At 61.5% G+C, this 21,332-nt stretch carries 23 protein-coding genes, 1 other RNA gene and 1 riboswitch; of the genes, 7 read left to right on the top strand and 17 right to left on the bottom strand.

The features are described from left to right. Window positions 1-34 precede the first annotated feature (34 nt). The gene (locus tag V1475_RS09990) at window positions 35-916 is read left to right on the top strand and encodes a LysR family transcriptional regulator ArgP (RefSeq protein ID WP_479412633.1); all 882 of its coding nucleotides are present in this window, start codon (window positions 35-37) and stop codon (window positions 914-916) included. Between the two features lie 46 nt (window positions 917-962). Here the strand turns inward: V1475_RS09990 and V1475_RS09985 are convergent, their stop codons facing one another. From V1475_RS09985 to mgtE, 6 genes are all read right to left on the bottom strand, one after another. Continuing rightward, window positions 963-1,703: a YebC/PmpR family DNA-binding transcriptional regulator gene (locus V1475_RS09985; protein WP_434288199.1), complete on the bottom strand. Its 741-nt coding sequence runs from the start codon at window positions 1,701-1,703 to the stop codon at window positions 963-965. Between the two features lie 126 nt (window positions 1,704-1,829). Then, a complete protein-coding gene (locus V1475_RS09980; RefSeq protein WP_434288201.1) occupies window positions 1,830-3,611 on the bottom strand; it encodes an SLC13 family permease in 1,782 nt (593 codons plus the stop codon). A 141-nt stretch (window positions 3,612-3,752) separates the two neighbouring features. After that, entirely contained in the window at window positions 3,753-4,565 is an 813-nt protein-coding gene (locus V1475_RS09975) for a TIGR00282 family metallophosphoesterase (RefSeq protein ID WP_479412632.1), read from the bottom strand. 70 nt (window positions 4,566-4,635) lie between these two features. Next, on the bottom strand, window positions 4,636-5,406 hold the full coding sequence (locus tag V1475_RS09970) for an HpcH/HpaI aldolase family protein (protein ID WP_479412631.1): 771 nt from the start codon (window positions 5,404-5,406) through the stop codon (window positions 4,636-4,638). A 41-nt stretch (window positions 5,407-5,447) separates the two neighbouring features. Next, window positions 5,448-6,017: a 5-formyltetrahydrofolate cyclo-ligase gene (locus V1475_RS09965; RefSeq protein ID WP_479412630.1), complete on the bottom strand. Its 570-nt coding sequence runs from the start codon at window positions 6,015-6,017 to the stop codon at window positions 5,448-5,450. Next, complete coding sequence (gene mgtE / locus V1475_RS09960; RefSeq protein WP_479412629.1) at window positions 6,014-7,405, bottom strand: magnesium transporter; 1,392 nt, start codon at window positions 7,403-7,405, stop codon at window positions 6,014-6,016. The genes V1475_RS09965 and mgtE overlap by 4 nt, the downstream gene beginning before the upstream one ends. Before the next feature lie 137 nt (window positions 7,406-7,542). On the opposite strand from mgtE, the gene guaD reads away from it, so the two are divergent. Further along, entirely contained in the window at window positions 7,543-8,835 is a 1,293-nt protein-coding gene (gene guaD / locus V1475_RS09955) for a guanine deaminase (protein WP_479412628.1), read from the top strand. Here guaD and V1475_RS09950 read toward each other — a convergent pair whose 3' ends face one another. From V1475_RS09950 to V1475_RS09935, 4 genes are all read right to left on the bottom strand, one after another. Beyond that, entirely contained in the window at window positions 8,836-9,348 is a 513-nt protein-coding gene (locus tag V1475_RS09950) for a CAP domain-containing protein (RefSeq protein WP_479412627.1), read from the bottom strand. It abuts the gene before it with no gap. An 11-nt stretch (window positions 9,349-9,359) separates the two neighbouring features. After that, the gene (locus V1475_RS09945) at window positions 9,360-10,700 is read right to left on the bottom strand and encodes an 8-oxoguanine deaminase (protein WP_479412626.1); all 1,341 of its coding nucleotides are present in this window, start codon (window positions 10,698-10,700) and stop codon (window positions 9,360-9,362) included. 40 nt (window positions 10,701-10,740) lie between these two features. Then, a complete protein-coding gene (gene hisN, locus V1475_RS09940; RefSeq protein ID WP_479412625.1) occupies window positions 10,741-11,550 on the bottom strand; it encodes a histidinol-phosphatase in 810 nt (269 codons plus the stop codon). 208 nt (window positions 11,551-11,758) lie between these two features. Beyond that, window positions 11,759-12,142 (bottom strand): helix-turn-helix domain-containing protein, encoded by a 384-nt coding sequence (locus tag V1475_RS09935; RefSeq protein ID WP_434288218.1) that lies wholly within the window; start codon window positions 12,140-12,142, stop codon window positions 11,759-11,761. 356 nt (window positions 12,143-12,498) lie between these two features. On the opposite strand from V1475_RS09935, the gene V1475_RS09930 reads away from it, so the two are divergent. Then, complete coding sequence (locus V1475_RS09930; protein WP_479412624.1) at window positions 12,499-13,476, top strand: NADPH:quinone oxidoreductase family protein; 978 nt, start codon at window positions 12,499-12,501, stop codon at window positions 13,474-13,476. A gap of 211 nt (window positions 13,477-13,687) precedes the next feature. Here the strand turns inward: V1475_RS09930 and V1475_RS09925 are convergent, their stop codons facing one another. Together V1475_RS09925 and V1475_RS09920 are read right to left on the bottom strand one after the other, a co-directional pair. Further along, a complete protein-coding gene (locus tag V1475_RS09925; RefSeq protein ID WP_479412623.1) occupies window positions 13,688-14,104 on the bottom strand; it encodes a hypothetical protein in 417 nt (138 codons plus the stop codon). Window positions 14,105-14,297: 193 nt separating this feature from the next. Continuing rightward, window positions 14,298-15,176, bottom strand: coding sequence for a LysR family transcriptional regulator (locus V1475_RS09920; RefSeq protein ID WP_479412622.1), 879 nt, complete (start codon window positions 15,174-15,176; stop codon window positions 14,298-14,300). A gap of 124 nt (window positions 15,177-15,300) precedes the next feature. Between V1475_RS09920 and V1475_RS09915 the strand changes: the two genes are divergently transcribed. From V1475_RS09915 to V1475_RS09905, 3 genes are all read left to right on the top strand, one after another. Further along, on the top strand, window positions 15,301-15,513 hold the full coding sequence (locus V1475_RS09915; protein ID WP_479412621.1) for a YjiS-like domain-containing protein: 213 nt from the start codon (window positions 15,301-15,303) through the stop codon (window positions 15,511-15,513). A gap of 283 nt (window positions 15,514-15,796) precedes the next feature. Then, the gene (locus V1475_RS09910; protein WP_479412620.1) at window positions 15,797-16,534 is read left to right on the top strand and encodes a Bax inhibitor-1/YccA family protein; all 738 of its coding nucleotides are present in this window, start codon (window positions 15,797-15,799) and stop codon (window positions 16,532-16,534) included. Between the two features lie 69 nt (window positions 16,535-16,603). Further along, window positions 16,604-17,029, top strand: a complete 426-nt coding sequence (locus V1475_RS09905; RefSeq protein ID WP_096806978.1) for an EamA family transporter — start codon at window positions 16,604-16,606, stop codon at window positions 17,027-17,029. 4 nt (window positions 17,030-17,033) lie between these two features. Here the strand turns inward: V1475_RS09905 and V1475_RS09900 are convergent, their stop codons facing one another. Together V1475_RS09900 and rpmG are read right to left on the bottom strand one after the other, a co-directional pair. Then, window positions 17,034-17,654, bottom strand: coding sequence for a GNAT family N-acetyltransferase (locus tag V1475_RS09900; RefSeq protein ID WP_434288232.1), 621 nt, complete (start codon window positions 17,652-17,654; stop codon window positions 17,034-17,036). Window positions 17,655-17,777: 123 nt separating this feature from the next. Next, a complete protein-coding gene (gene rpmG, locus V1475_RS09895) occupies window positions 17,778-17,945 on the bottom strand; it encodes a 50S ribosomal protein L33 (RefSeq protein WP_009572866.1) in 168 nt (55 codons plus the stop codon). A gap of 217 nt (window positions 17,946-18,162) precedes the next feature. Beyond that, window positions 18,163-18,333, top strand: a riboswitch (FMN riboswitch). A 77-nt stretch (window positions 18,334-18,410) separates the two neighbouring features. Between rpmG and V1475_RS09890 the strand changes: the two genes are divergently transcribed. Beyond that, the gene (locus V1475_RS09890) at window positions 18,411-19,298 is read left to right on the top strand and encodes a DMT family transporter (RefSeq protein ID WP_479412619.1); all 888 of its coding nucleotides are present in this window, start codon (window positions 18,411-18,413) and stop codon (window positions 19,296-19,298) included. 66 nt (window positions 19,299-19,364) lie between these two features. Here V1475_RS09890 and V1475_RS09885 read toward each other — a convergent pair whose 3' ends face one another. The 3 genes from V1475_RS09885 to rnpB form a co-directional block, all read right to left on the bottom strand. Beyond that, window positions 19,365-20,075 (bottom strand): DUF533 domain-containing protein, encoded by a 711-nt coding sequence (locus V1475_RS09885; RefSeq protein WP_479412618.1) that lies wholly within the window; start codon window positions 20,073-20,075, stop codon window positions 19,365-19,367. A gap of 83 nt (window positions 20,076-20,158) precedes the next feature. Beyond that, window positions 20,159-20,857: a hypothetical protein gene (locus tag V1475_RS09880; protein ID WP_479412617.1), complete on the bottom strand. Its 699-nt coding sequence runs from the start codon at window positions 20,855-20,857 to the stop codon at window positions 20,159-20,161. 69 nt (window positions 20,858-20,926) lie between these two features. Next, window positions 20,927-21,328: RNase P RNA component class A (gene rnpB / locus V1475_RS09875), an RNA gene on the bottom strand. Window positions 21,329-21,332 lie beyond the last annotated feature (4 nt).

Below are 21,332 nucleotides of genomic sequence, written 5' to 3'. Positions count from 1 at the left end.
TAGACAAATTAATCTTTCTATGGATAAATTAGCCATGCTTAATTCTCTCGATTACCCCTCCCTCGCGGCCCTCGCCGCTGTTCTGCGCCACGGCTCTTTCGACGCGGCGGCGCAGGCGCTCTGTGTCACCCCTTCGGCGGTCTCGCAGCGGATCAAGGCGCTCGAAGAGCGTATGGGCACGCCGCTCGTGCTGCGCGGCACGCCCGCGCGCCCGACCGACACAGGGCGGCGTCTGGCGCGCCATATGGAAGAGGTCGGGCTTTTGGAGGCGCAACTCGCCCGCGATCTCGGGCAAAGCGGCGGCCCTGCCCTGCCGGTCCCTCTCGCGATCAATGCCGACAGCCTCGCCACATGGTTTACCCCGGCGATGGCGGGCCTCACCGACATGCTCTTTCAACTGACGCTCGACGATCAGGACCATTCCGCCGACTGGCTCAAGCGCGGCGAGGTGATGGCCGCCATCTCTGCGCGCAATACGCCCGTTCCCGGCTGCGATCTGCATCCGCTCGGCGCGCTGCGCTATCTCGCCGTCACCACGCCCGCGTTCGCCGCCCGGCACTTCCCTGAAGGCCTCACGCCAGAGGCGCTGAGCAAAGCCCCCTCGCTTGTGTTCAATGAAAAAGACCGGCTTCAGGACAATTGGGTGGCTGCGCAGATTGGACGGCGCATCGCCCTGCCTGCCCATCGCATCCCTTCCACGCAGGGCTTTGTCGATGCGGCCCTCGCCGGGATCGGCTGGGGGCTGAACCCGGAAGTTTTGCTGCGCCCGCATCTGGCCTCCGGCGCCCTTGTCGCGCTTACGCCCACCCCGGTCGACATCGCGCTTTACTGGCACGTCTCGCGGCTTGCAGCACCCGTTCTTGCCCCGCTCACCGCCGCCGTCAAACGCGCCGCCGCAGCGCAGCTTGTGCCATAAAAAACCCCGCGCGAGGCGGGGCTTTCTTATCTTCTCTGCGGCCTGCTCAGAGCTGCGCGGCCACGTCGTCCGGCACGTCGAAATTCGCCGTCACGGATTGCACATCGTCGTCGTCTTCCAGCGTCTCGACCAGACGCATCAACTTTTGCGCCGTCTCAAGATTGACCTCGGTGCGGTTCTGCGGCTTCCAGATCAGCTTGGCTTCTTTCGACTCGCCCAGCTCCGCCTCAAGCGCATCCGACACCGCCGCCAGATCGCCATCGACCGTATAGATCCAGTGCCCGTCTTCGTCGCTCTCAACGTCCTCCGCCCCGGCTTCGATCGCCGCCATCATGACAGCATCCGCATCGCCCGCTTCCGGCCCGTAGACGATCTCGCCCACGCGGTCGAACATGAAGGACACGGACCCCGAGGTGCCGAGATTGCCGCCCGCTTTCGCAAAATAAGACCGCACGTTCGAGGCAGTCCGATTCACGTTGTCGGTCATCGTCTCGACGATGAACGCAATACCTTCCGGCCCATAGCCTTCGTAGCGGATCTCGTCATAGCTCTCCGCATCGCCCCCCATGGCTTTCTTGATCGCACGATCGATCACGTCTTTCGGACAAGACGCCGTTTTCGCCGTCTTCACCGCCAGACGCAGACGCGGGTTTTTCTCCGGGTCCGGATCGCCCATCTTCGCCGCCACGGTGATCTCCTTGGCGAGCTTGGAAAAGAGCTTGGAACGGGCCGCGTCCTGACGTCCTTTACGGTGCTGGATGTTTGCCCATTTAGAATGGCCTGCCATGTGGCGCCTCCGAAAATGTCGAGTGTGTGAGCTTTCGCGCCTCTATAGGCGATCCGCCTTAGGGGCCGCAAGATCGCGCCCCCGCTTCATTGCAGGGAAAATACTCAAAAACCGCTCGAAATGACCTCAAAGTGGCCAGATCAGCGGAATGACGGCGGAAGAAATCAGCCCGATGGAGAGGTTCAGCGGAATGCCGACCTTCATGTAATCAGTAAATTTGTACCCGCCGGGGCCGTAAACCATCGTGTTGGTCTGATAGCCGATGGGCGTGGCGAAAGAGGCCGAAGCCGCGACCATCACCGCCACAACAAGCCCGCGCGGATCGAGCCCCATCGAATTCGCCAACCCGATGGCAATCGGCGTCACCACGACGGCAACCGCATTGTTCGACACCAGCTCGGTCAGGAAAGAGGTCATCAGGAAGATGGCCCAGACCACGAAGAACACTGGCAACCCATCGAGCAGCGGCGCGATCACATTCACGATCATCTCGACAGCGCCCGAGGCATCGAGCGCCGCCCCAACCGCCAGCATGGCGAAAATCAGGGCGAGCAATCGCCCCTCGACAAAGGAAAATGCCTCATCAGCATCGATGCAGCGCGTGACCAACACCACCGCAACGGCAATCACCGAGAGCATCAGGATCGGCGCCACACCAAGCGCGGCCAGCAACACGATGGAGAACATCGCCGCCAGCGCGATGGGCGCGTGGCTGCGGTGATAGGCGCGCTCGGTCGGCTTCGACACGTCGCCCATATCCATATCGGTCGCGAGGCGCTGAATGTCCGCGGGCGCGCCCTCAAGCAAAAGCGTATCGCCGACACGCACCACAAGGTCCTGAATTTGCTGACCGAGGTTCTGGTTGCGCCGATGGACCGCCAGCACGTAGACGCCGTAGCGGCGGCGCAGTCGCATCGAGGAGAGCGCTCGCCCGACCATCTTGCAGCCCGGCGTGATCAGCACTTCCATCGTGGTCGTTTCAACCGTCGACACCTGATCCACTCGCTTGAGAGACTTGTCACGCTGCAAGGACAGAAGTTCGGTGATCTTGGAACGCAGCACGATCCGATCTCCGACCTCAAGCGACAGCCCGTCCAGTTCGTGACGAAAGGATTTGTCGCCCCGGATGACGTCGATCAGCCGCACCCCGTCGCGTTTGAAAAGCTGAACGCCAAGGACTTCGCGTCCGACGAGGTTGGATTCGGGCGGGATCACCGCCTCGGTGAAGAATTTCATCTTTGCGCGGTTCGATGACAGCATCGCCGCAAGGCTGTCGCGATTGGGCAAAAGATGCCGTCCGAACAGCGCCAGATAGAGCATGCCCCAAGCCGTCACCACCAAACCGATGGGCGCGATTTCGAAAATCGAGAAAGGCTCCATACCCTGCGCCCGCGCCACACCATCGACGAGCAGGTTGGTCGAAGTCCCCAAAAGCGTGATCGTACCACCCAAAATAGCCGAGTAACTCAACGGAATCAAAAGCTTGGAGGGTGCTATGCCGAGCTTTCCAGAAAGCTGCACGAAAACCGGAATCATCACGACAACGACCGGCGTATTGGCCACAAAGGCGGACAGCACCACCACCACCCCCAAAAGCATGGCAATGGCAACGGATGGGTGGGTTTCCGCGTAATTGCCCGCCTGTCGGGTGAACCATTCGAGCCCGCCGGTGCGCACCAGCGCCCCCATCACGATGAACATCGCAGCGATGGTCCAGGGCGCCGGGTTCGACAGAACCTTGAGCCCCGCGTCATAGGGCAGGATGCCGAGGACGATCATCAGGGCCGCGCCCGAAATAGCGACGACCTCCGTCGGGTAAACCTCGCGCACAAACATGGCGAACATGATGCCGACGACCACGAGAGAGAGGATCGCCTCGGTCGTCTGGCTGAAATGAAACAGTTCCATGATGCCCCGTGCGCTGTGGTCTTTGACACCAATATGCCCGCCCACGCCACCGGGACACAAGCGTCAAAACGCCTCGGCCAGGGAATGAAATTCCAGCCAAATGATCAAAATCACGGCAGATTTTCGGAATTCACCGCAGGATCACGGCGCGCTTTGCTCCAGCCGCCCGCCGACACGTATCTGTTTCACGCGTGTGGCCTTGCCGGTGCGATCATCGGTCTCGACATAGACACCCGACAGTGTCGCCTCGCCCTTGGCGGGTTCGAAGCGTCCCTTACCCATGCCCGTCACGAAGCGGCGCAGCGGTTCGGCCTTGTCCATGCCGATCACCGAATTGTAGTCGCCGCACATGCCCGCATCGGTCAGATAGGCCGTGCCCCCCGGAAGGATCTGCGCATCCCCGGTACAAACATGGGTATGCGTGCCGACCACGACCGAAGCCTTGCCATCGCAGAAATGCCCCATGGCCATTTTCTCCGACGTCGCCTCACAATGCACATCGACCAGAATCGCCTGCACCGCGCCACCAAGCTTGTGGTTCATGAACACCTGATCCATCGCCGAAAACGGATCGTCGAAGGCGCGTTTCATGAACACCTGACCAAGGATCTGCGCCACCAAAATACGCCGTCCGCGCCGGTCTTCGAAAATGCGCACACCGCGCCCCGGTGCCGTCTTGGCGAAATTGATCGGACGCACGATGCGGGTTTCGCGTTCGCAAAACTGCATCATGTCCTTCTGATCGAACGCATGATCGCCCAGCGTCAGGCAATCGACCTCCGCTTCCAGCAACTCTTCCGCATGATCGCCCGAGAGCCCCATGCCATTGGTCGCGTTCTCGCCGTTGACCACGACGAAATCGAGGCCCCAGTCCTTGCGCAACTGCGGCACGCGCTCCATAACGGCCTTGCGCCCGGTGCTGCCGACGATATCTCCGAGAAACAGGATTTTCATAGTCCACAGCCTTAGGATGCGCGGCGCGCAAGTGCAAGCGTCACCGCACCATCCTCTCTTTCTCTACAGTTTACAGCGCCCGAAACCGCCCCAGAACCTCGCGCGCGATCTTCAAAAGCCAGACCCCGTCGATGCCCAGGGCGGTAAAGCGCGAGCCTGCCTCGATATACCGTTTCAGGATTTCGTCATTGAGCGTCAGAATGCCGGCAGGCATCCCCACCTTGTCCAGTCGGACAAAACAGTCGAGCACGGCGGCCTCGACCTCCGGCGCCGCTGTATTGCCCGGAAAGCCCATATCGGCCGCCAGATCGGCCGGGCCGATAAAAATCGCATCGACCCCCGGCACTGCGGCAATCTCTTCGAGCGCATCCATGCCCGCAACGGATTCGATCTGTACGATCAGACAAAGCTCTTCATGCGCCCGCGCCACATAATCCTTGATCGCGCCGAACCGGCTGGCGCGCGTGACACCGTTCATGCCGCGCACGCCTTGCGGGGCGAAACGCATCGCCGCCACCGCCGCACGCGCCTCCTCGGCGGAATTGATCATCGGCACCATGATAGTCTGGGCACCCTGGTCCAGGTGGCGCTTGATCAGCGCCGCATCGTTTTCGGCAACCCGCACCACCGGCGCACAGTCAGGGAAACCGGTCAGGGCCTGAAGTGCCGGGACGATGTCGGCCACCTCCATGACGCCATGTTCGCTGTCGATCAAAATCCAGTCATAGCCCGCAGCCGCCAAAATCTCGGCCTGAAGCCCTCCGCCCATGGTGTGCCAGGCCCCATATTGCTGTTTCCCCTCTTTGAGGGTTTTCTTGAAACGGTTCACCGGGAGTTCCATGAGATTTTCCTTTTCTCAAAATATCGGAGCGGACTGCGCCTCTAAAACGTAAGCACCTCCCGCTCGGTCACAATCGCATCGAGCGGCGCATCGGTCGACTCGACGGGAATATCGGGCAGTTCCTGCGCCGCATAGACCAGCCCGACAGCAAAAACCGACCCCATGGCCCGCAGCTTCGCCAGCGTCCGGTCGTAAAAGCCGCCGCCATAGCCCAGCCGGTGCCCCGCCCGGTTGAACGCCAGCATCGGCACGATCACCACTTCCGGGATCACAGGCTCCGAGGCCGCAGGGATCAGCGCGCCGAACGCACCTTCGACCATTGCGCCCTCCGGCGTCCAGCGGTCGAAACGCAAAGGCTGCGCTTTCGCCTCAACGACCGGCACGGCAACGGGACCTCGGTCATGTAACACGCTCATTGCCGGGCGCGGGTCGATCTCACTGCCCAAAGGCATATAACCCGCCGTCACCTTGCCTTTGTGCGGCGTCAGAAAGCCCAAGAGCATCTTTGTGGCCTGATCGGCAGCCCCCAGATCCTGCGCATGCGCGAGATCGCGCGCCTCTTTCGCCTGTCGGCGCAACCTCGCCTTCACATCCTGAATATCATCGTTCACAGCAGCACCACACCCGCCAGCCCGAGAAAGGCAAAGAACCCCACAACATCGGTCACCGTCGTCACGAACGCCCCCGACGCCAGGGCCGGATCGACCCCCGCGCGTTCCAGCAACACCGGCACCCCGATGCCCGCGAGCCCCGCGATCACCAGATTGATCACCATGGCCAACCCGATCACAGCGCCCAGCGCCGGAGAGCCAAACCAGACAACCCCGACGATCCCCATGATCACGGCAAACACCAACCCGTTCGCGAGCCCCACAAGCACCTCGCGTCGGATCACCCGCCAGACGTTCGCCCCCGTAAGGTCGCGCGTGGCGATGGCGCGCACGGCGACGGTCAGCGCCTGTGTCCCCGCATTGCCGCCCATCGAGGCGACGATGGGCATCAGAACCGCCAGCGCCACGAACTTTGCAATCGTGTCTTCGAACTGCGCAATCACCATGGAGGCGAGGATCGCCGTCACGAGGTTGACCGCGAGCCACGGCAGACGTTGTTTGACCGTATCGCTCACACGGTCGGCGAGAGAGCCCTCGCCGACACCGGCGAGGCGCATGATGTCTTCTTCGTGTTCCTCATCCAAAACGTTCATCGCATCGTCGATGGTGATCACGCCAACCACCCTGTCGTTCTCGTCGAGAACCGGGGCGGAGATCATGTGGTACTGGTTGAACGCATAGGCCACGTCGGTTTCGCTCTCATCGACGCGGAAGGTGCGAAACCCCGGCTCCAGCAATTCGATCAGCGGCTGACTGCGCGGCGCGCCGAGGATCTTGCCGAGCGTCACATGCCCGACCGGATGCATTTTCGGATCGATCAGCACCATGTGGTAGAAATCTTCCGGAAGTTCCTCAGCCTCGCGCATGAAATCGATCGCCTGCCCGACGGTCCAGTGCTCCGGCCCCATCACGACCTCGCGCTGCATCAGACGACCGGCGGAGAACTCCGGATAGGACAGCGATTTTTCGACCGCGAGCCGGTCGACATCCTCAAGGCTCGCGAGAACCGCTTCCTGAGCCTCTTCGTCGAGATCCTCCACGAGGTCGACGACGTCGTCCGACTCCATGTCCCGGACCGCTTCGGCCAGAACCTCAGGCTTGAGGACATGGATCACCTCGTCGCGGATGCCCTCGTCGAGTTCCGACAGGATCTCCCCGTCGAATTCCTCGCCATAGAGCAGAATCAGCCGCCGCCGGTCATAGGCGTTCACCTGTTCGAGGATGTCGGCGATGTCGGCCGCATGCAGCGGCTCCATCAGCGCGATCAGCTTCTCCCGGTCCCCGGTGTCCAGCGCAAACAAAATGGCGCTGAGCACCTTGGCGCTCAACGAATAGCCGTCTTCTTCGAGATCGGCCTCGTCTTTGATATCCGTGTCTTCTTCGACCATACCCTGCCCGTTTGCTCGTCACCCCGGACCTTATGACAGCTTCCTTGCGAGAAACAGGGGCAAGATTGATTTACCTTGCCTCTTCCAGCGCCTAATCTGCCCCAGAGGTTAAAAGCGGTTAATCAAAAAGGCCCCCGATGGACAAGCTGATTGCAGGACAGGTCGTCACCTATCACGGCAACCCTTTCGAGATCCCTGCCGAGGAGGCCGTTCAGGTGCTCACGGACGCCGCGATCCTGATCCGGGACGGGCATGTTGTCTCCATTGGCGGGCGCGATCACATGCGCGCCAAGCATCACGAGGCCGCGTTTTACGATCATGGCCCGGCGCTGATCGTGCCGGGGTTCATCGACGCCCATGCGCATTATCCGCAGACCGCCATGATCGCGAGCTGGGGCAAGCGTCTGATCGACTGGCTCAACACCTACACCTTCCCCGAGGAGGCGAAATTCGCCGATCCTGCCTATGCCTCGGACATCGCCGGGCGCTATCTCGACCTGCTTCTGGCCAATGGCACCACCACCGTGACCTCGTTCTGCACGATCCATCCCGGCTCCGTCGAGGCGCTGTTTCAGGCCGCCGAAGCGCGGGGGATGCGGATCGTGGCAGGCAAGACCTGCATGGATCGCGACACCGCGCCCGAATTCCTGCGCGACACGGCGCAAGCGGCCTATGACGAGAGCAAGGCGATGATCGAGGCATGGCATGGCAAAGGCCGCGCCACCTATGCGATCACGCCGCGCTTTTCCCCCACCTCGACGCCCGCGCAGCTCGACGCTCTGGGCAAGCTCTGGGACGAATACCCTTCCTGCCTGATGCAAACACATCTTTCCGAACAGCTCGACGAGATCGAATGGGTCAAGGGGCTCTATCCGGAGGCGCGCGATTACCTCGACACCTATGAGCAATTCGGGCTGGTGCGCGAGGGCGCGCTGTTCGGTCATGCAATCCATCTGGAGCCGCGCGAGATCGCGCATCTCAAAGCGATGGATTGTTCGCTGATCCATTGCCCGACATCGAACACCTTCATCGGATCGGGCCTCTTCGACATGGGCGCGCGCAAGGGCGAAGGTCTGCGCGTGGGTCTCGCCACTGACACCGGCGGCGGATCGTCTTTCTCCATGCTGCGCACCATGGCGGCGGCCTATGAAATCGGCCAGCTCAGACACACCGCAATCCATCCGGCCCAGCTTTTGTGGCTCGCGACCTATGGCTCCGCCGAGGCGCTTCATATGCAGGATAAGATCGGCAGCATCGCGCCGGGTATGGAGGCGGATTTCGCGGTGATCGATCTGGCCTCCACCCCCGCCATCGCCCAGCGCGCCATCACCGCCAACACGATCTGGGAAGAGGTCTTCCCGACCATCATGATGGGCGACGACCGGGCGATCATCGCCTCCTATGTCATGGGCGAGCGCGCGGCGGTCTGATCAGCGGCAGGGCTTGGCGAACACCGCCACACGCAGACCACCCGGCGCGATACCAACGCCGATGTCCTGCGCTTTTGAACTCAGGATATTGGCGCGGTGGCCTGTCGACTGCATCCAGCCGATGACCGCCTGCTGCGCCGTCGGATAACCGCCCGAAAGGTTCTCGGAAACATAGCAATAGCCATACCCCGCCGCCCGCACCCGGTCGCCCACCGAAGAGCCATTCTGGCCGGTATGAGAGAAATACCCTTTCGCCGCCATGTCATTGGCGTGCCGCTGTGCTGCTGTAGCAAGCGCACCGTTATACTGTAGCGCGCCAAGCCCCCGTTTCGCACGCTCCGCATTGATCAGGGCCATGATCTGCGCCTCTTCCTGCATCGCGCCCGGCGCAGCGGTCGCCGCTGTGGTCACAGGGGTGATCTGGCTGAACCCCGTCCCGGTCTCCGGCCCGCAGGCCACCAGAGCGAATGCAGCACACAACACCACCCCGGCACGTCGTTTTCCATGGTTCATTCTGGCGTCCTCTAGTCTCTCAGCCCCAGCGCCAGCGCCTTTTGCCGCGCCAGTGTCGTGTCCATGTCGATGGTCGTCACCCAACTGTCAGCGACCACGTGGCGCCCCTCGACGAACAGGTCCTTCACGATCATCGGCCCGGCCAGCAACAAGGCCGCCGGGTCCCAGCTTCCGGCCGCTTCCACATCCGACATATCCCAGACCGCGATATCCGCGCGTTTGCCCGGCGCCAGAATGCCAATGTCATCGCGCCCCAGAACTTCGGCCCCGCCGCGCGTGGCGATCTCCAACATCTCGCGCGGGCTCATCTTGTCGGCACCATAGTACACCCGTTGCAACAACATGCCGGTGCGCGCCTCCATGATCAGATTGCCCGTGTCGTTCGAAGCCGATCCATCGACGCCCAAGCCCACCCTGACGCCCGCGTCCCGCATCGGGCGCACCGGCGCGATGCCCGAACCCAGACGACAATTCGAACAGGGGCAATGCGCCACGCCGGTCTTGGTGCGCGCAAAAAGCGAGATTTCTTCGCGGTCGAGCATCACGCAATGGGCATGCCAGACATCAGGCCCGGTCCAGCCCAGCTCCTCGGCATATTGTCCGGGGCGCATGCCGAATTTCTCCAGAGAATAGGCGATGTCCTCGTCATTCTCGGCCAGATGAGTGTGCATCATCACGCCCTTGTCACGCGCAAGCAGCGCCGAGTCGCGCATCAGCTCGCGGGAGACGGAAAACGGCGAACAGGGCGCAACGCCGACGCGGATCATTGCGCCGGGGTTCGGATCGTGAAAGGCGTCGATCACCCGGATGCAATCGTTGAGAATGTCTTCTTCGCGCTCGACCAAACTGTCAGGTGGCAGCCCGCCCGCGCTTTCGCCGATCGACATCGACCCGCGCGTGGCATGAAGCCTGAGCCCGATGGCACGGGCCGCCTCGATGGTATCGTCCAGCCGAGCGCCGTTGGGATAGAGATAAAGGTGATCCGATGTGGTCGAGCAGCCCGACATCGCCAGTTCCGCAAGCCCCACCAGGGCCGAGATCCGCATATGCTCCGGGCCGAATTTGGCCCAGATCGGGTAAAGCGTCTTGAGCCAGCCGAACAGGAGCGCATCCTGTGCGCCCGGCACCGCGCGGGTCAGGGTCTGATACAGATGGTGGTGGGTGTTGACGAGGCCGGGGGTGACGAGGCACCCGCGCCCATCGAGGATCTGCGCATCGTCATCGTAAAGCCCCTGCCCGACCGCTTCGATCACCCCGTCGCGGATGAGAATGTCGCCGCCTTTGATTTCACGCCTGTCGTCGTCCATGGTCAGGACGACATCGGCATTGCGGATCAGGAAACAGTGGTGCATCGGGGCCTCCCTGAAAGGCCGCCGGCTCCTCCCGGCGGCGTCAATAGGTTGAGAGTACCGCCAATGCCGCCTCATGCAACTCTTTGCTCGCCGCCGCCAGCACGCGGCCGCCTTCCAGAACGGGACCGCCCTGCCAATCGGTGACAATGCCGCCCGCCGCCTCGATCACCCCGATGGGACCGAGAATGTCGTAGCTCTGCAACCCGGCCTCAACCACAAGATCGACCTGCCCGGCGGCCAAAAGCGCATAGGCATAACAATCCATGCCATAGCGCGTCAGCTTGCAGCGCGCGGCGAGATCGTGGAACGCCTTACCCTCCACCTCACTGCCCACCTCGGGGAAGGTCGTGTAGATCACCGCCTCCTCGAGCGCGACGCCAGTACGCACCGCCAGAGCGCTTTTGCCCAGCGGACCGGTCAGTTCCGACAGGCCGAGCCCACCGACGAAGCGCTCACCGATATAGGGCTGGTCGATCACGCCATAGACCACGCTGTCGGCATTACGCAGTGCAATCAACACGCCCCAGGTCGGGGTGCCGGAGATGAAACCACGGGTGCCGTCGATCGGATCGAGCACCCAGGTGAGACCGGACGTGCCCGCTTTGGGACCGAATTCCTCACCGATGATGCCATCGTCGGGACGACGCGCCTCGATCACGGCGCGCATCGCTTGTTCTGAACCGCGATCCGCGACGGTCACCGGATCGAACCCCGCCGTCTTCTTGGATTCCGTGCCAAGGGCCGCGCCGCGGAAATATTTGAGCGTGATCTCGCGCGCCGCCTCTGCCGCAGCATCCGCGGTTGCAATGATCTCTGCGCGCATCTCTGCACTCAACTCTGAGATTTTCATGATCCCTCCTGCTCCGATCCTGAGCGCCTTGGCGCGGTCCTTCCGCGGTAGACCCTCCGTCCCGGCAGGTCAAGCGAAGCGACGGTTCTGTACGCCAGCGCCTGTGCGCCTGCACAAAAAACCAACAGCGCAAAAGAAACGGCCCCGGCGTCGACAACGCGGGGGCCGGGTCCGGCGGATCGGATCGGGTCAGACCCGGAGGCCGAATTCAGGCAACGTCGGAGAGCACGCGAGCGAGTTCGAACAGGCGACGGCGCTGGTTTTCCGGGATCGCGTAATAGGAGCGCACCAGTTCGAGCGCTTCCTTGTCGGCAAGGATATCGGCCGGAACGGAGGCGTCCTCGGGATGCGCGGCGGACTGTGCCTCGACGTTCATATCCATCCCTTCGAAGAAGAAGGCCACGGGAACGGAGAGCGCCTCGGCAATGTCCCAGAGCCGGGAGGCGGACACGCGGTTCATGCCGGTTTCATACTTCTGGATTTGCTGGAACTTGATGCCGACCTTTTCCGCAAGCTGCTGCTGCGTCATGCCGACCATCCACCGACGATGGCGAATCCGCTTTCCCACATGGACATCCACGGGATGTTTCATACTGACCGCTCCTTGTATCGCGCTGCGCGCCCTTAACCTATGCGTGTATAGAACATTTCTTAGGACCGGCCCGATGGCTCAACCTGTCTTTTTGGGCAGGATTTGACCAAATCCCCCCAAATGCTTGTAAAAATGAAATTTTATGGACAAGAAACGACAGAAATTCCCCCCTGCGACGATCTGGCACGAGCCGGATCCCACTAAACCTGCGCGTGTTTTTTGATCATTTTTTGCGTTTTGCAACATACCGCCCCGCATCCGGCCTTTTACGAAACGCACAGACCCGGTGAAAATCGACTCGTTTCAGGTGCCTTTTCGCATAGACAGCCCTGCGCACAGCAGTCACAAAATACGCCATGACACAAATCAAGACCATCCGCGCCTGTCGCGTCACCGCCTTCGATGAACCGCCATCTCTGGTACAAATCGAGCTCGCCCCCCCCGGGCCGGGCGAGGTGAGCGTGGCCATCCGGGCGGGAGCCCTGAACTTTGCCGACACGCTGATGTGCCAAGGGCGCTATCAGGACACGCCGGAGCTGCCCTTTACACTCGGGCTTGAACTCTCCGGAGAAATTATTGAGATCGGTGAAGGGGTTACGGGACTTCAAACCGGTCAACGCGTGGCGATCTATGCCGGTCAGGGCGGGCTGGCCGAGGCCGGGAATTTCCCTGCCGACCGTTGCATCCCCATCCCCGAGGGGCTGGGCTATGCCGAGGCGGCGGCGCTTCAGATCGCTTACGGCACCTCGCACATGGCGCTCGATTACAAAGCGCGACTGCAACCCGGCGAACGCCTTGTCGTCACCGGAGCGGCGGGCGGCGTGGGGCTGACAGCGGTGGAAATCGGCAAGCTGATGGGCGCGGAGGTCATCGCCATCGCGCGCGGCGCGGACAAGCTGGCCATCGCCAAAGCCGCCGGGGCCGATCATCTCGTCGACGCCGACAGTCCGGATATTCGTGAACAAATCAAATCACTTGGCGGCGCGGATGTGGTCTACGACGCGGTCGGAGAGCCTTTGTACGAAGCGTGCTTTCGCGCCACCAACCCCGACGGGCGCATCCTTTTGATCGGGTTTGCGGGTGGCGATCTGCCGAAGATGAAACCGAACCATATGCTGGTGAAAAACATCACCGCCATCGGCTTTTACTGGGGCGCTTACCTGAATTTCAGCCCGGCACCGCTGCGCGCCTCGCTTGCCACACTGTTCGACTGGGCGGCGGAAGGACGGATCAAACCACATATCTCCCATCGCCTGCCACTGACGAATTTCGCCGAGGCACTCGACCTGATCCGCACGCGGCAGGCGACAGGGAAGGTCGTTCTGGAGCCGTGAAACAGGCCGAAAATGATGGTCGGCAAAGCGTCGGATTTGCGTCGGACTTTTGTCGGGCATGCGAAGGGGCGCGAGAAGGCCACGCACCAGACGATTGAGGTTTCGGAGAGAGTGGAGAAAGTTAGCGTCAGAGATGCGAAGGACTGCTTTGCGGACGAAGCAGTCGCTACTAAATGTCCGCTTAGCGTCATCGGCGCTCAGCGCACTAGCACTAGTTTCGGGTTCGGTAACCACGTTGAGTGTTTATGTTTCGAAACTCTGTTTGCTTCCGTGCCCACTCGTGGAGGTGCTTTTCACAATCTACACGTAGCTCTCGGTCTTCGCGCACTCTCGGGTCATCCGTGATAACATAATATTCGAGTCCCTCGGAGCCCCATTCCTTCACAAGATCGACGATGTTTCCTTGCCGAGCTGCCTCTTTCTCATTGTGCGCACCATTGCGGTGTTTGTCGGCCCATCTCATATGAGAACGGTTGCGTCCCGGCATCGAATTTCCTGTTTCGCCAATGCGAATGGATCGGGTCGGCCAATGGATCTCGGCGTAAATACCGCCGTGTGTTGGCATGTTCGCCACGTCACCGTTACCTTCAACGAAGGTCAGATTGAATTGAACGCCTTGGTAGATCATTAGAAAGCCATTGTATCAACGGCGCTGGCTTCCTGCAAATCAGAACCTCCACCAGTTGCTCTCGCCGACAAATTTTAGAGGTTTTTGGGCCCCCAAGCACCACCTGACAGTTGGCTTCTGCTCAATAGCCGACATCCATGCAATTCGCAGCATCCGGTATAGTGGACTCATTCCCGCCATTCACCGCCCCCCCCTACTGCGCCGCCAACCTTGCACTCCCGTGGTTGCGGTAGGCTTGCCGAATCAGGTCGTGTAGACGGTCCGCCGCTTCGCCCTTCATCTGCTCCGATATGTAGAGATTGATCTTTTTCGAGGCGAGTTCTGGCAAAGCACCACCGTGCTGGATCGGCTCCGAGTAGGGCGGCGCGGTGTTTTCCAGCATCACATGCACCGCGAGATCGGCCGAGACGGAGGCCTCGATAGTGCGGCTCTGGTCGCTTTCGATGGAGACTTCCCACGGGATGCCCGCATTGTCCAATGCCTCCTGCACGCTCTTGCGGAAGATGCAGCGGTGTTCAAAGGCCAACCGCAGCGGACGTTGCCGCCAGGCCACACCATTGGGCGCCCCGATCCACACCAGAGGCAGTTCCACCAGAGTCTCGCCGCCCGCGTCCAGATCGTCCTCGGTCGTCAGGATCATGTCGCACTCGCCGCGGGCGAATTTTTCCTTGAGCCGGGTGGTGAAGGAGGATTCGAGATTGACGCGCATGCGCGGGTAATCGGCATGGAAATGTTGTAGCACCAGCGGAATCGAGGGGTAGACGATGTCATGCGGCACGCCCAAGACGATCTCGCCCTCGAATTCCGTGGCGGTCAACCGGCTGAAGACCTCGTCGTTGAGTTCGAGCATCCGGCGCGCATAGGACAGAAGCTGTTCCCCCGGCGCGGTCAGGGCGATCTTGCGGGCGCTGCGGTCGAGGAGGCGCACGTCGAGGCTCTCTTCCAGCCGCTTGAGCTGCATCGAGACGGCGGATTGCGTCAGGTTGAGCGCGCCCGCGGCGCGGGTCACCCCGCCGCAATCGGCGACGGTGACGAAGGAACGCAGGGCGGTCAGATCGAGATTGCGCGGCATATCATGTCCTGTGATGCAATTATCAACAATCATTCATTTCACTTATTGAACACGGTGGGCGATACATATCAAGGGAAATGATTCATCTCCGATAAACATTCACCTTTCGTTAGGGAACGACACGATGCCCCTCCTGACCCTGTCCCGCCTCGAAGGCGCGCGTCGCGCCCCCTCCTTGTTCTCCCGTTTCATGAAAGCCCGCGACATCGCGCGTCAGCGCCGTGCACTGGCCGCGCTCGACGATGCGCTGCTCGATGACATCGGCCTGACCCGCGAAGAGGCTCATGCCGAAAGCCAGCGCCCGGTCTGGGACGCGCCGCGCCACTGGACGAAATAACCCCGGATGACCGCGACAGCTTGTCCCGACCGAACCCCGACCCCTGCTCGCCTGCCCCTGCGAGCCTGACCGCGATGCTTCCCCTGCATCGCGGTTTTTCTTTGTTTTTCATAAAGCAAGTCGCCTGACGGCCAACCGCCCACAAAACAGACGCGGCTGACAAAAACAGTCCGTTTTCCGTTTTCCACGGGTTGAAATCCGCCCCCTGCCTGCCAATATCGGAAGGGACACCTCCGCATGTCGCGGGGGCACAGGGATTTTGACGCACAGGAGATACCACCCAATGGCTGACTACAGAACGATCAACGCTGGTGTCGGCGCACGCTCGGCGGAGATCGACGCCGGCCTTCGCGCCCATATGAACAAGGTCTACGGCACCATGTCGATTGGCGTGTTGCTGACGGCGCTCGTGGCTTGGGCCGTGGGCTCCAATGACGCGCTTTTGTCGATCTTCAACGATCCGATCACGCTGCGCCCGACCATTCTCGGCTGGATCGCGATGTTCGCGCCGCTCGGCATGGTGTTTGCCTTCGGCGCCGCGATCAACCGCCTGTCCGCCGCGGGCGCACAGTTGTTCTTCTACGCTTTCGCAGCGCTCTTCGGCCTGTCGATCAGCTACATCTTCGCCGCCTTCACCGGCGTGTCGATCGCGCAGACCTTCCTCGTGACCGCGATCTCCTTTGCCGGTCTGTCTCTCGTGGGTTACACCACGAAGAAAGACCTCTCCGGCATGGGCGCGTTCCTGACCATGGGTCTGATCGGTATCATCGTGGCCTCGATCGTGAACCTGTTCCTGCACTCCGGCATGCTCTACTTCGCGATCAACGTGTTCGGTGTGCTGATCTTTGCCGGTCTGACCGCCTGGGACACCCAGAAGATCAAGACCGACTACCTCGCCCATGCGCATGCGATGGACGAAGAGTGGCTGGGCAAGTCCGCCGTGATGGGCGCGCTGAGCCTCTACCTCGACTTCATCAACCTGTTCATGTTCCTGCTGCGGTTCCTTGGCAACCGCGAGTGATCGGGGCATACTCAGAAGACAAGGGCCGGTTTCGACCGGCCCTTTTTTATGGCTTTCCGGGAGAGGCGCATGACCGACAACTGGCAATTCTGGGCCCTGCTCTCTGCCCTCTTCGCAGCTCTCACGGCGATCACCGCCAAGATCGGGGTGACGGAGATCAATTCGAACTTCGCGACCTTCCTGCGCACCGGCGTGGTGTTCCTCGCCTCGGGGCTGTTTGCATGGTCGCTGGGCGACATCGAACCGCTGTCGAACCTCAGCGCGAAAGGCGCGGGGTTTCTGGCGATCTCGGGGCTGATGACCGGGGCATCCTGGCTCTGTTATTTCCGCGCGTTGCAGATCGGCAAGGCGTCGCAGGTGGCACCGGTCGACAAGCTCTCCGTGGTCTTCGTCGCGATCCTCGCAGCGCTCGTGCTGGGCGAGGAACTGAGCCCGCTGGGGTGGGTCGGCGTCGGCCTGATTTCGACCGGCGCCGTTGTGATGGCGATCGCCTGAGTGCTCAGATCAAATCACGGGCCATCTGGATCGCGGGCAGGTAGACACCGGGTTTCAGCGCCAGATCGACGTCGCCCGAGGCCGTGAAGCCATGCGCCTCATAGAATTCCCGCGCCGTGAGCGTCGAAAGACAGCACATCCGCTCCACCCCCGTCAGCCGGGCGTTGTCGAGAATATGCTCCACAAGAACCGAGCCGATCCCTTGCCGGACGTGATCGGGATGCACGGCGACCCGCCGCATATGGCCGATCTCACGCGGACCGACGCCGCCGAAGGGCGTGGCCTGGGTCCAGCCGCCCGCCGCGATGATCTCCCCACCCCCGGTCTCGGCGACGAAGAACGTGCCGGAGTTCAGCAGGCGCGGTGCCGTATGCAAGAGCGCAGGCAATGCGGCGTCGAGAATGGCGGCCGGGTAGTGCTGTTTCAGGAGCTGACCGTAGGAGGCACGAAAGAGCGCGTCGATCTCCGCGGTATCGGCCGGCATGGCGGCTCGCACGGTGAAGGGCACGCTCTTGCGAATCTCCTGCGTGCGCACCGCCAGAGCTTCGCTCAGGCTGGAAGGCAACGAACAGGAGCTGTCTGGCCGCTCCCGCTCTCTGAAGTCGTCGTCATAACATCCGAACATCGTTCTCTCCTTACGTTGGATGGTTTCAAAACCTGATCCGCGGGGGGAGAGGGGCCGGTCAAAGAAAAACCGCGCTTCCCTCTCGGGTCACGCGGCTTTTGCATCTTGGTATCTCAGAAGGGCTTACTTGATTTTGCCTTCTTTGTACTCGACGTGCTTGCGCGCGACCGGGTCGTATTTCTTTACGACCATCTTTTCGGTCATAGTGCGGGCGTTCTTTTTGGTCACGTAGAAGTGGCCCGTGTCCGCGGTCGAGTTGAGACGGATTTTGATCGTCGTCGGCTTCGCCATTTTCGTTACTCCAGTTATCTCGTGCAACGGGCGGTCGGGCCAACCCGTGGAATCCTTGAAGCCCGCCTTTTAAGCCTTTGGGTCTCCGAGTCAATGGGCTTTTCTCAGAAAACCTCCGCGAGTGCCAGTTAAAAACGCTGCACAAAGGCCCTGCGTTACTGTGCGATTGCAGAGGCCCGTCTTCGCCCCTAAATAGGTCGCGCGGCCAAATGGGCCGCAAACCTCTCAGGGCGGGGTGCAATTCCCCACCGGCGGTGTTTCGGAGATCTCATGTGAGGCCACCCGATCAGTCCGCGAGCGCTTGCGCGTCGGTTCACGACACGCTTGGTCAGCAGATTCGGTGCGACCCCGGAACCGACGGTTACAGTCCGGATGAAAGAGAGATGACAGGGCGCCGCTTTACCGTCTCGGGGCGCGCGCACCCTGCCCTCGTGCCTTGGGTTATGTGTGAAGAAAGGACGACACATGACTCGCTTTACCAATCTCGGCCCGGCCCGCTCCGGCGCCCTTCTGATGATCGCGGCCGGTGTGCTGTTTGCCGTCATCAACCTTCTGACCCAATATGCCACGATGCTGCTGCATGTGCCCTCCGCGCGCATGGCGTTCTGGCAATATGCCATCGCGCTGCTGTTTTCGCTGCCATGGGTGGTGCGCCACGGTCTGTCCGCCATGAAAACCGGCCATGTTGCGCTGCATCTGATGCGCGTCGTCGCCGCCGTGATCGGAGTTCAGCTCTGGGTCGCGGGGCTTGCCCATGTGCCGATCTGGCAGGCCATTGCGCTCATCATGCTCTCGCCCTTCTTCGTGACCTTCGGCGCGGGGCTTTTCTTGGGCGAAGAGACCGGCGCGGCGCGCTGGCTTGCCGTCACGGCGGGGTTCGTCGGCGGCATGATCATCCTTGCGCCCTGGTCGGATGCGTTTTCGATCTATGCGCTCTATCCGGTGGCAGCCGCGCTGTTCTGGGGGATCACCTCGCTTTTGACCAAGCGCCTCACCCAAAGCGAGAGCCCGGAGAGCCTCACCGTCTATCTGCTGCTGCTCCTGAGCCCGGTGAACTTTGCGCTGGCTCTGGGCGAGGGCGTGGCGTTCAGCGGCGGGCTGACGGCGCTCATTCTGATTGCGGCGGGGCTTCTGACCGCTCTGGCGCAATATGCCATTGCCAAGGCCTATACGGTGGCGGATGCCGCCTATCTCCAGCCCTTTGATCACCTAAAACTGCCGCTCAACGTGGGTTTCGGGGTCGTTGCCTTCGGCTTTGTGCCGCCCGGCTCGATGTGGCTCGGGGCGGCGCTGATTCTGGCGGCGTCCTTCTATCTGCTGCACCGGGAACGGCGCGCGGAACAGCCTGCGTAAAGACCCGTCTCAAACGACAAAGGGCGGCTCATCTGGCCGCCCTTCTCTCCTCGGAAAATCCGAAGTTCAGATCACCGGCTTGCCCATCGACTGATGGATCTCCGCCTGTTTCGCCTCGTCGAGCATCAGCGATTGCGCCAGACCTTTGAGGAAGGTTTTCTCGGCCTCGGTGTCGACCGAAATCGCCATCAGAGCCGCCGCATAGACCTGTGCCGCGGCCGAAGTGCCCGCGTCTTTCGCCAAAGCCATCGGATCGACCGGCGCGTCAAGCTCCGCCTGCACAAAGGTGATCTCCTCCTCGGAGGCATCCCCAAGCGCGTCGAGAATCTTGGTGCGCTCCTCGGGGTCGATCTGGCCGTCGGCCTTGGCCGCCATGATCATCGCCCGGATCATCAGCTTGGCGTTCTCCTCCGAGGCCGCCCCCACCGCCGTGCCTTGGGTCACAGAAGCGAACATGTCGGACATCGAGGTCATGCCGGTCGCCGCCGCCCCGGACATGGCCGAGAACAGCGAGCCGAGCCCAGCTTCGGTCGCTTCCGACATATCGGCGGCCTGATTGCCGAACTTGCCCATCATGTCGCGCACCGCATCCGCGCCGCCGGGGAAGCCGAATTTCTCCGCCATCTGCCCCATCTGGTCGGCCATGCCGCCCGGCGCCCCAGATTGGCGCATCGCTTCGCGCACGCCGTCCATGCCGCCCATTTTCTTGACTTTTTCAACCCCTTTCGCCGCGGCGAAACCGATGGCGAGCGTGGTCAGGGTTTTCACGAAACTCATTGGGGCAACTCCCTTTGCTGACAAATCTTTCCCCGCATAGTGCGACGAAACCCCCAGTCTGCCAACAGGGCAAAATGAACTGATCAGTATTCCGTACAATCAACCCCATCGACCTTTTCAAACAAGGCGCGGGTCATCGGATTAATCGCCTCAGCCAGGCTCATATAGGTTTGGAAGTCGATGGTTTTGTCCCAAACCGGTTCATATCGTCCGTCGCGAACCAGGTAGTAGGCGATCTCTACCGTTTGCGACCCTTCCTGTGCAACGGTATCAAGCAGCTCGGAAATCTCACTGAAACCCGTGGCAAAATCGACATAGTCTTCTTTGGGCATGCCATCGGGGCCGATCGGCAGGCGCGCATCGCGCCGCCATTCGAAGCCCCCCCCATCGCTCTGCAACACGATCCGCATATCAACGCCAGCATCCGAGGCACCAAACGCATTGCCCGCCGCATAGAGCATGTTCGACCGAAAGGTCTCTGATCGCATCAGACCGGAAAGTTCTGCAAAGAGCCATCCGCTGTTACCTTCGTCTTCCTCGCTGCGCAACAGGACAACGAAGGCACCGGTGTGATCACGAATCTCGATCTCATAGGTCGGCGTATCCCAACCGCTCTCATCCACATAAACATAGTGATCCACAGTCAGTGTCAGATCGCCGAAATCTCGGGAAATCGAACAGGCATCAGAGGAATATTCGGCCCAAGCCGGTCCCGAGAGACATCCTATCAGAGCGACAAATACGGCTTCGCGTTTGCCGGGCAAAAGAGAGGACAGCAGCATGGAAATTCCCTTGTGACGTTAACGATCCGCCCCCAAAGTCGCACTAGAGCTATTGAAAAATCAATGAAAAAACGCGGACGGCCTGTAAGCCGGATTCTGTTCCGGGGTTTGCGCCCCTTCGATAACCATTCCTCTAGGCCGGCTGTTACCAGACGGCTCAAGCTGCCAACCCGGGTTTCTCGGGCTTGAGCGACCCTGCGGGCGGTCTGCGTTGCCGCACACGAACCCCGCGCGAAACCCCTATTTGGCATTGCTCCCGGTGGGGCTTGCCGTGCCGGTCCGGTTGCCCGTCCCGCGGTGGGCTCTTACCCCACCGTTTCACCCTTACTCCGTCTTGCGGAGCGGTCTGTTCTCTGTGGCGCTGTCCCTGGGGTTGCCCCCGCCGGGCGTTACCCGGCACCGTTGCTCAAGGGAGTCCGGACTTTCCTCCCCTCCTCATCAAAGAGAAGCGGCGGTTATCCGGCCATCCGCGTCG

The sequence above is a fragment of the Celeribacter sp. SCSIO 80838 genome (genome assembly GCF_056498065.1).
Note: the sequence above shows the minus strand (reverse complement) of the source record. Positions and strands in the feature narration are given on the sequence as shown.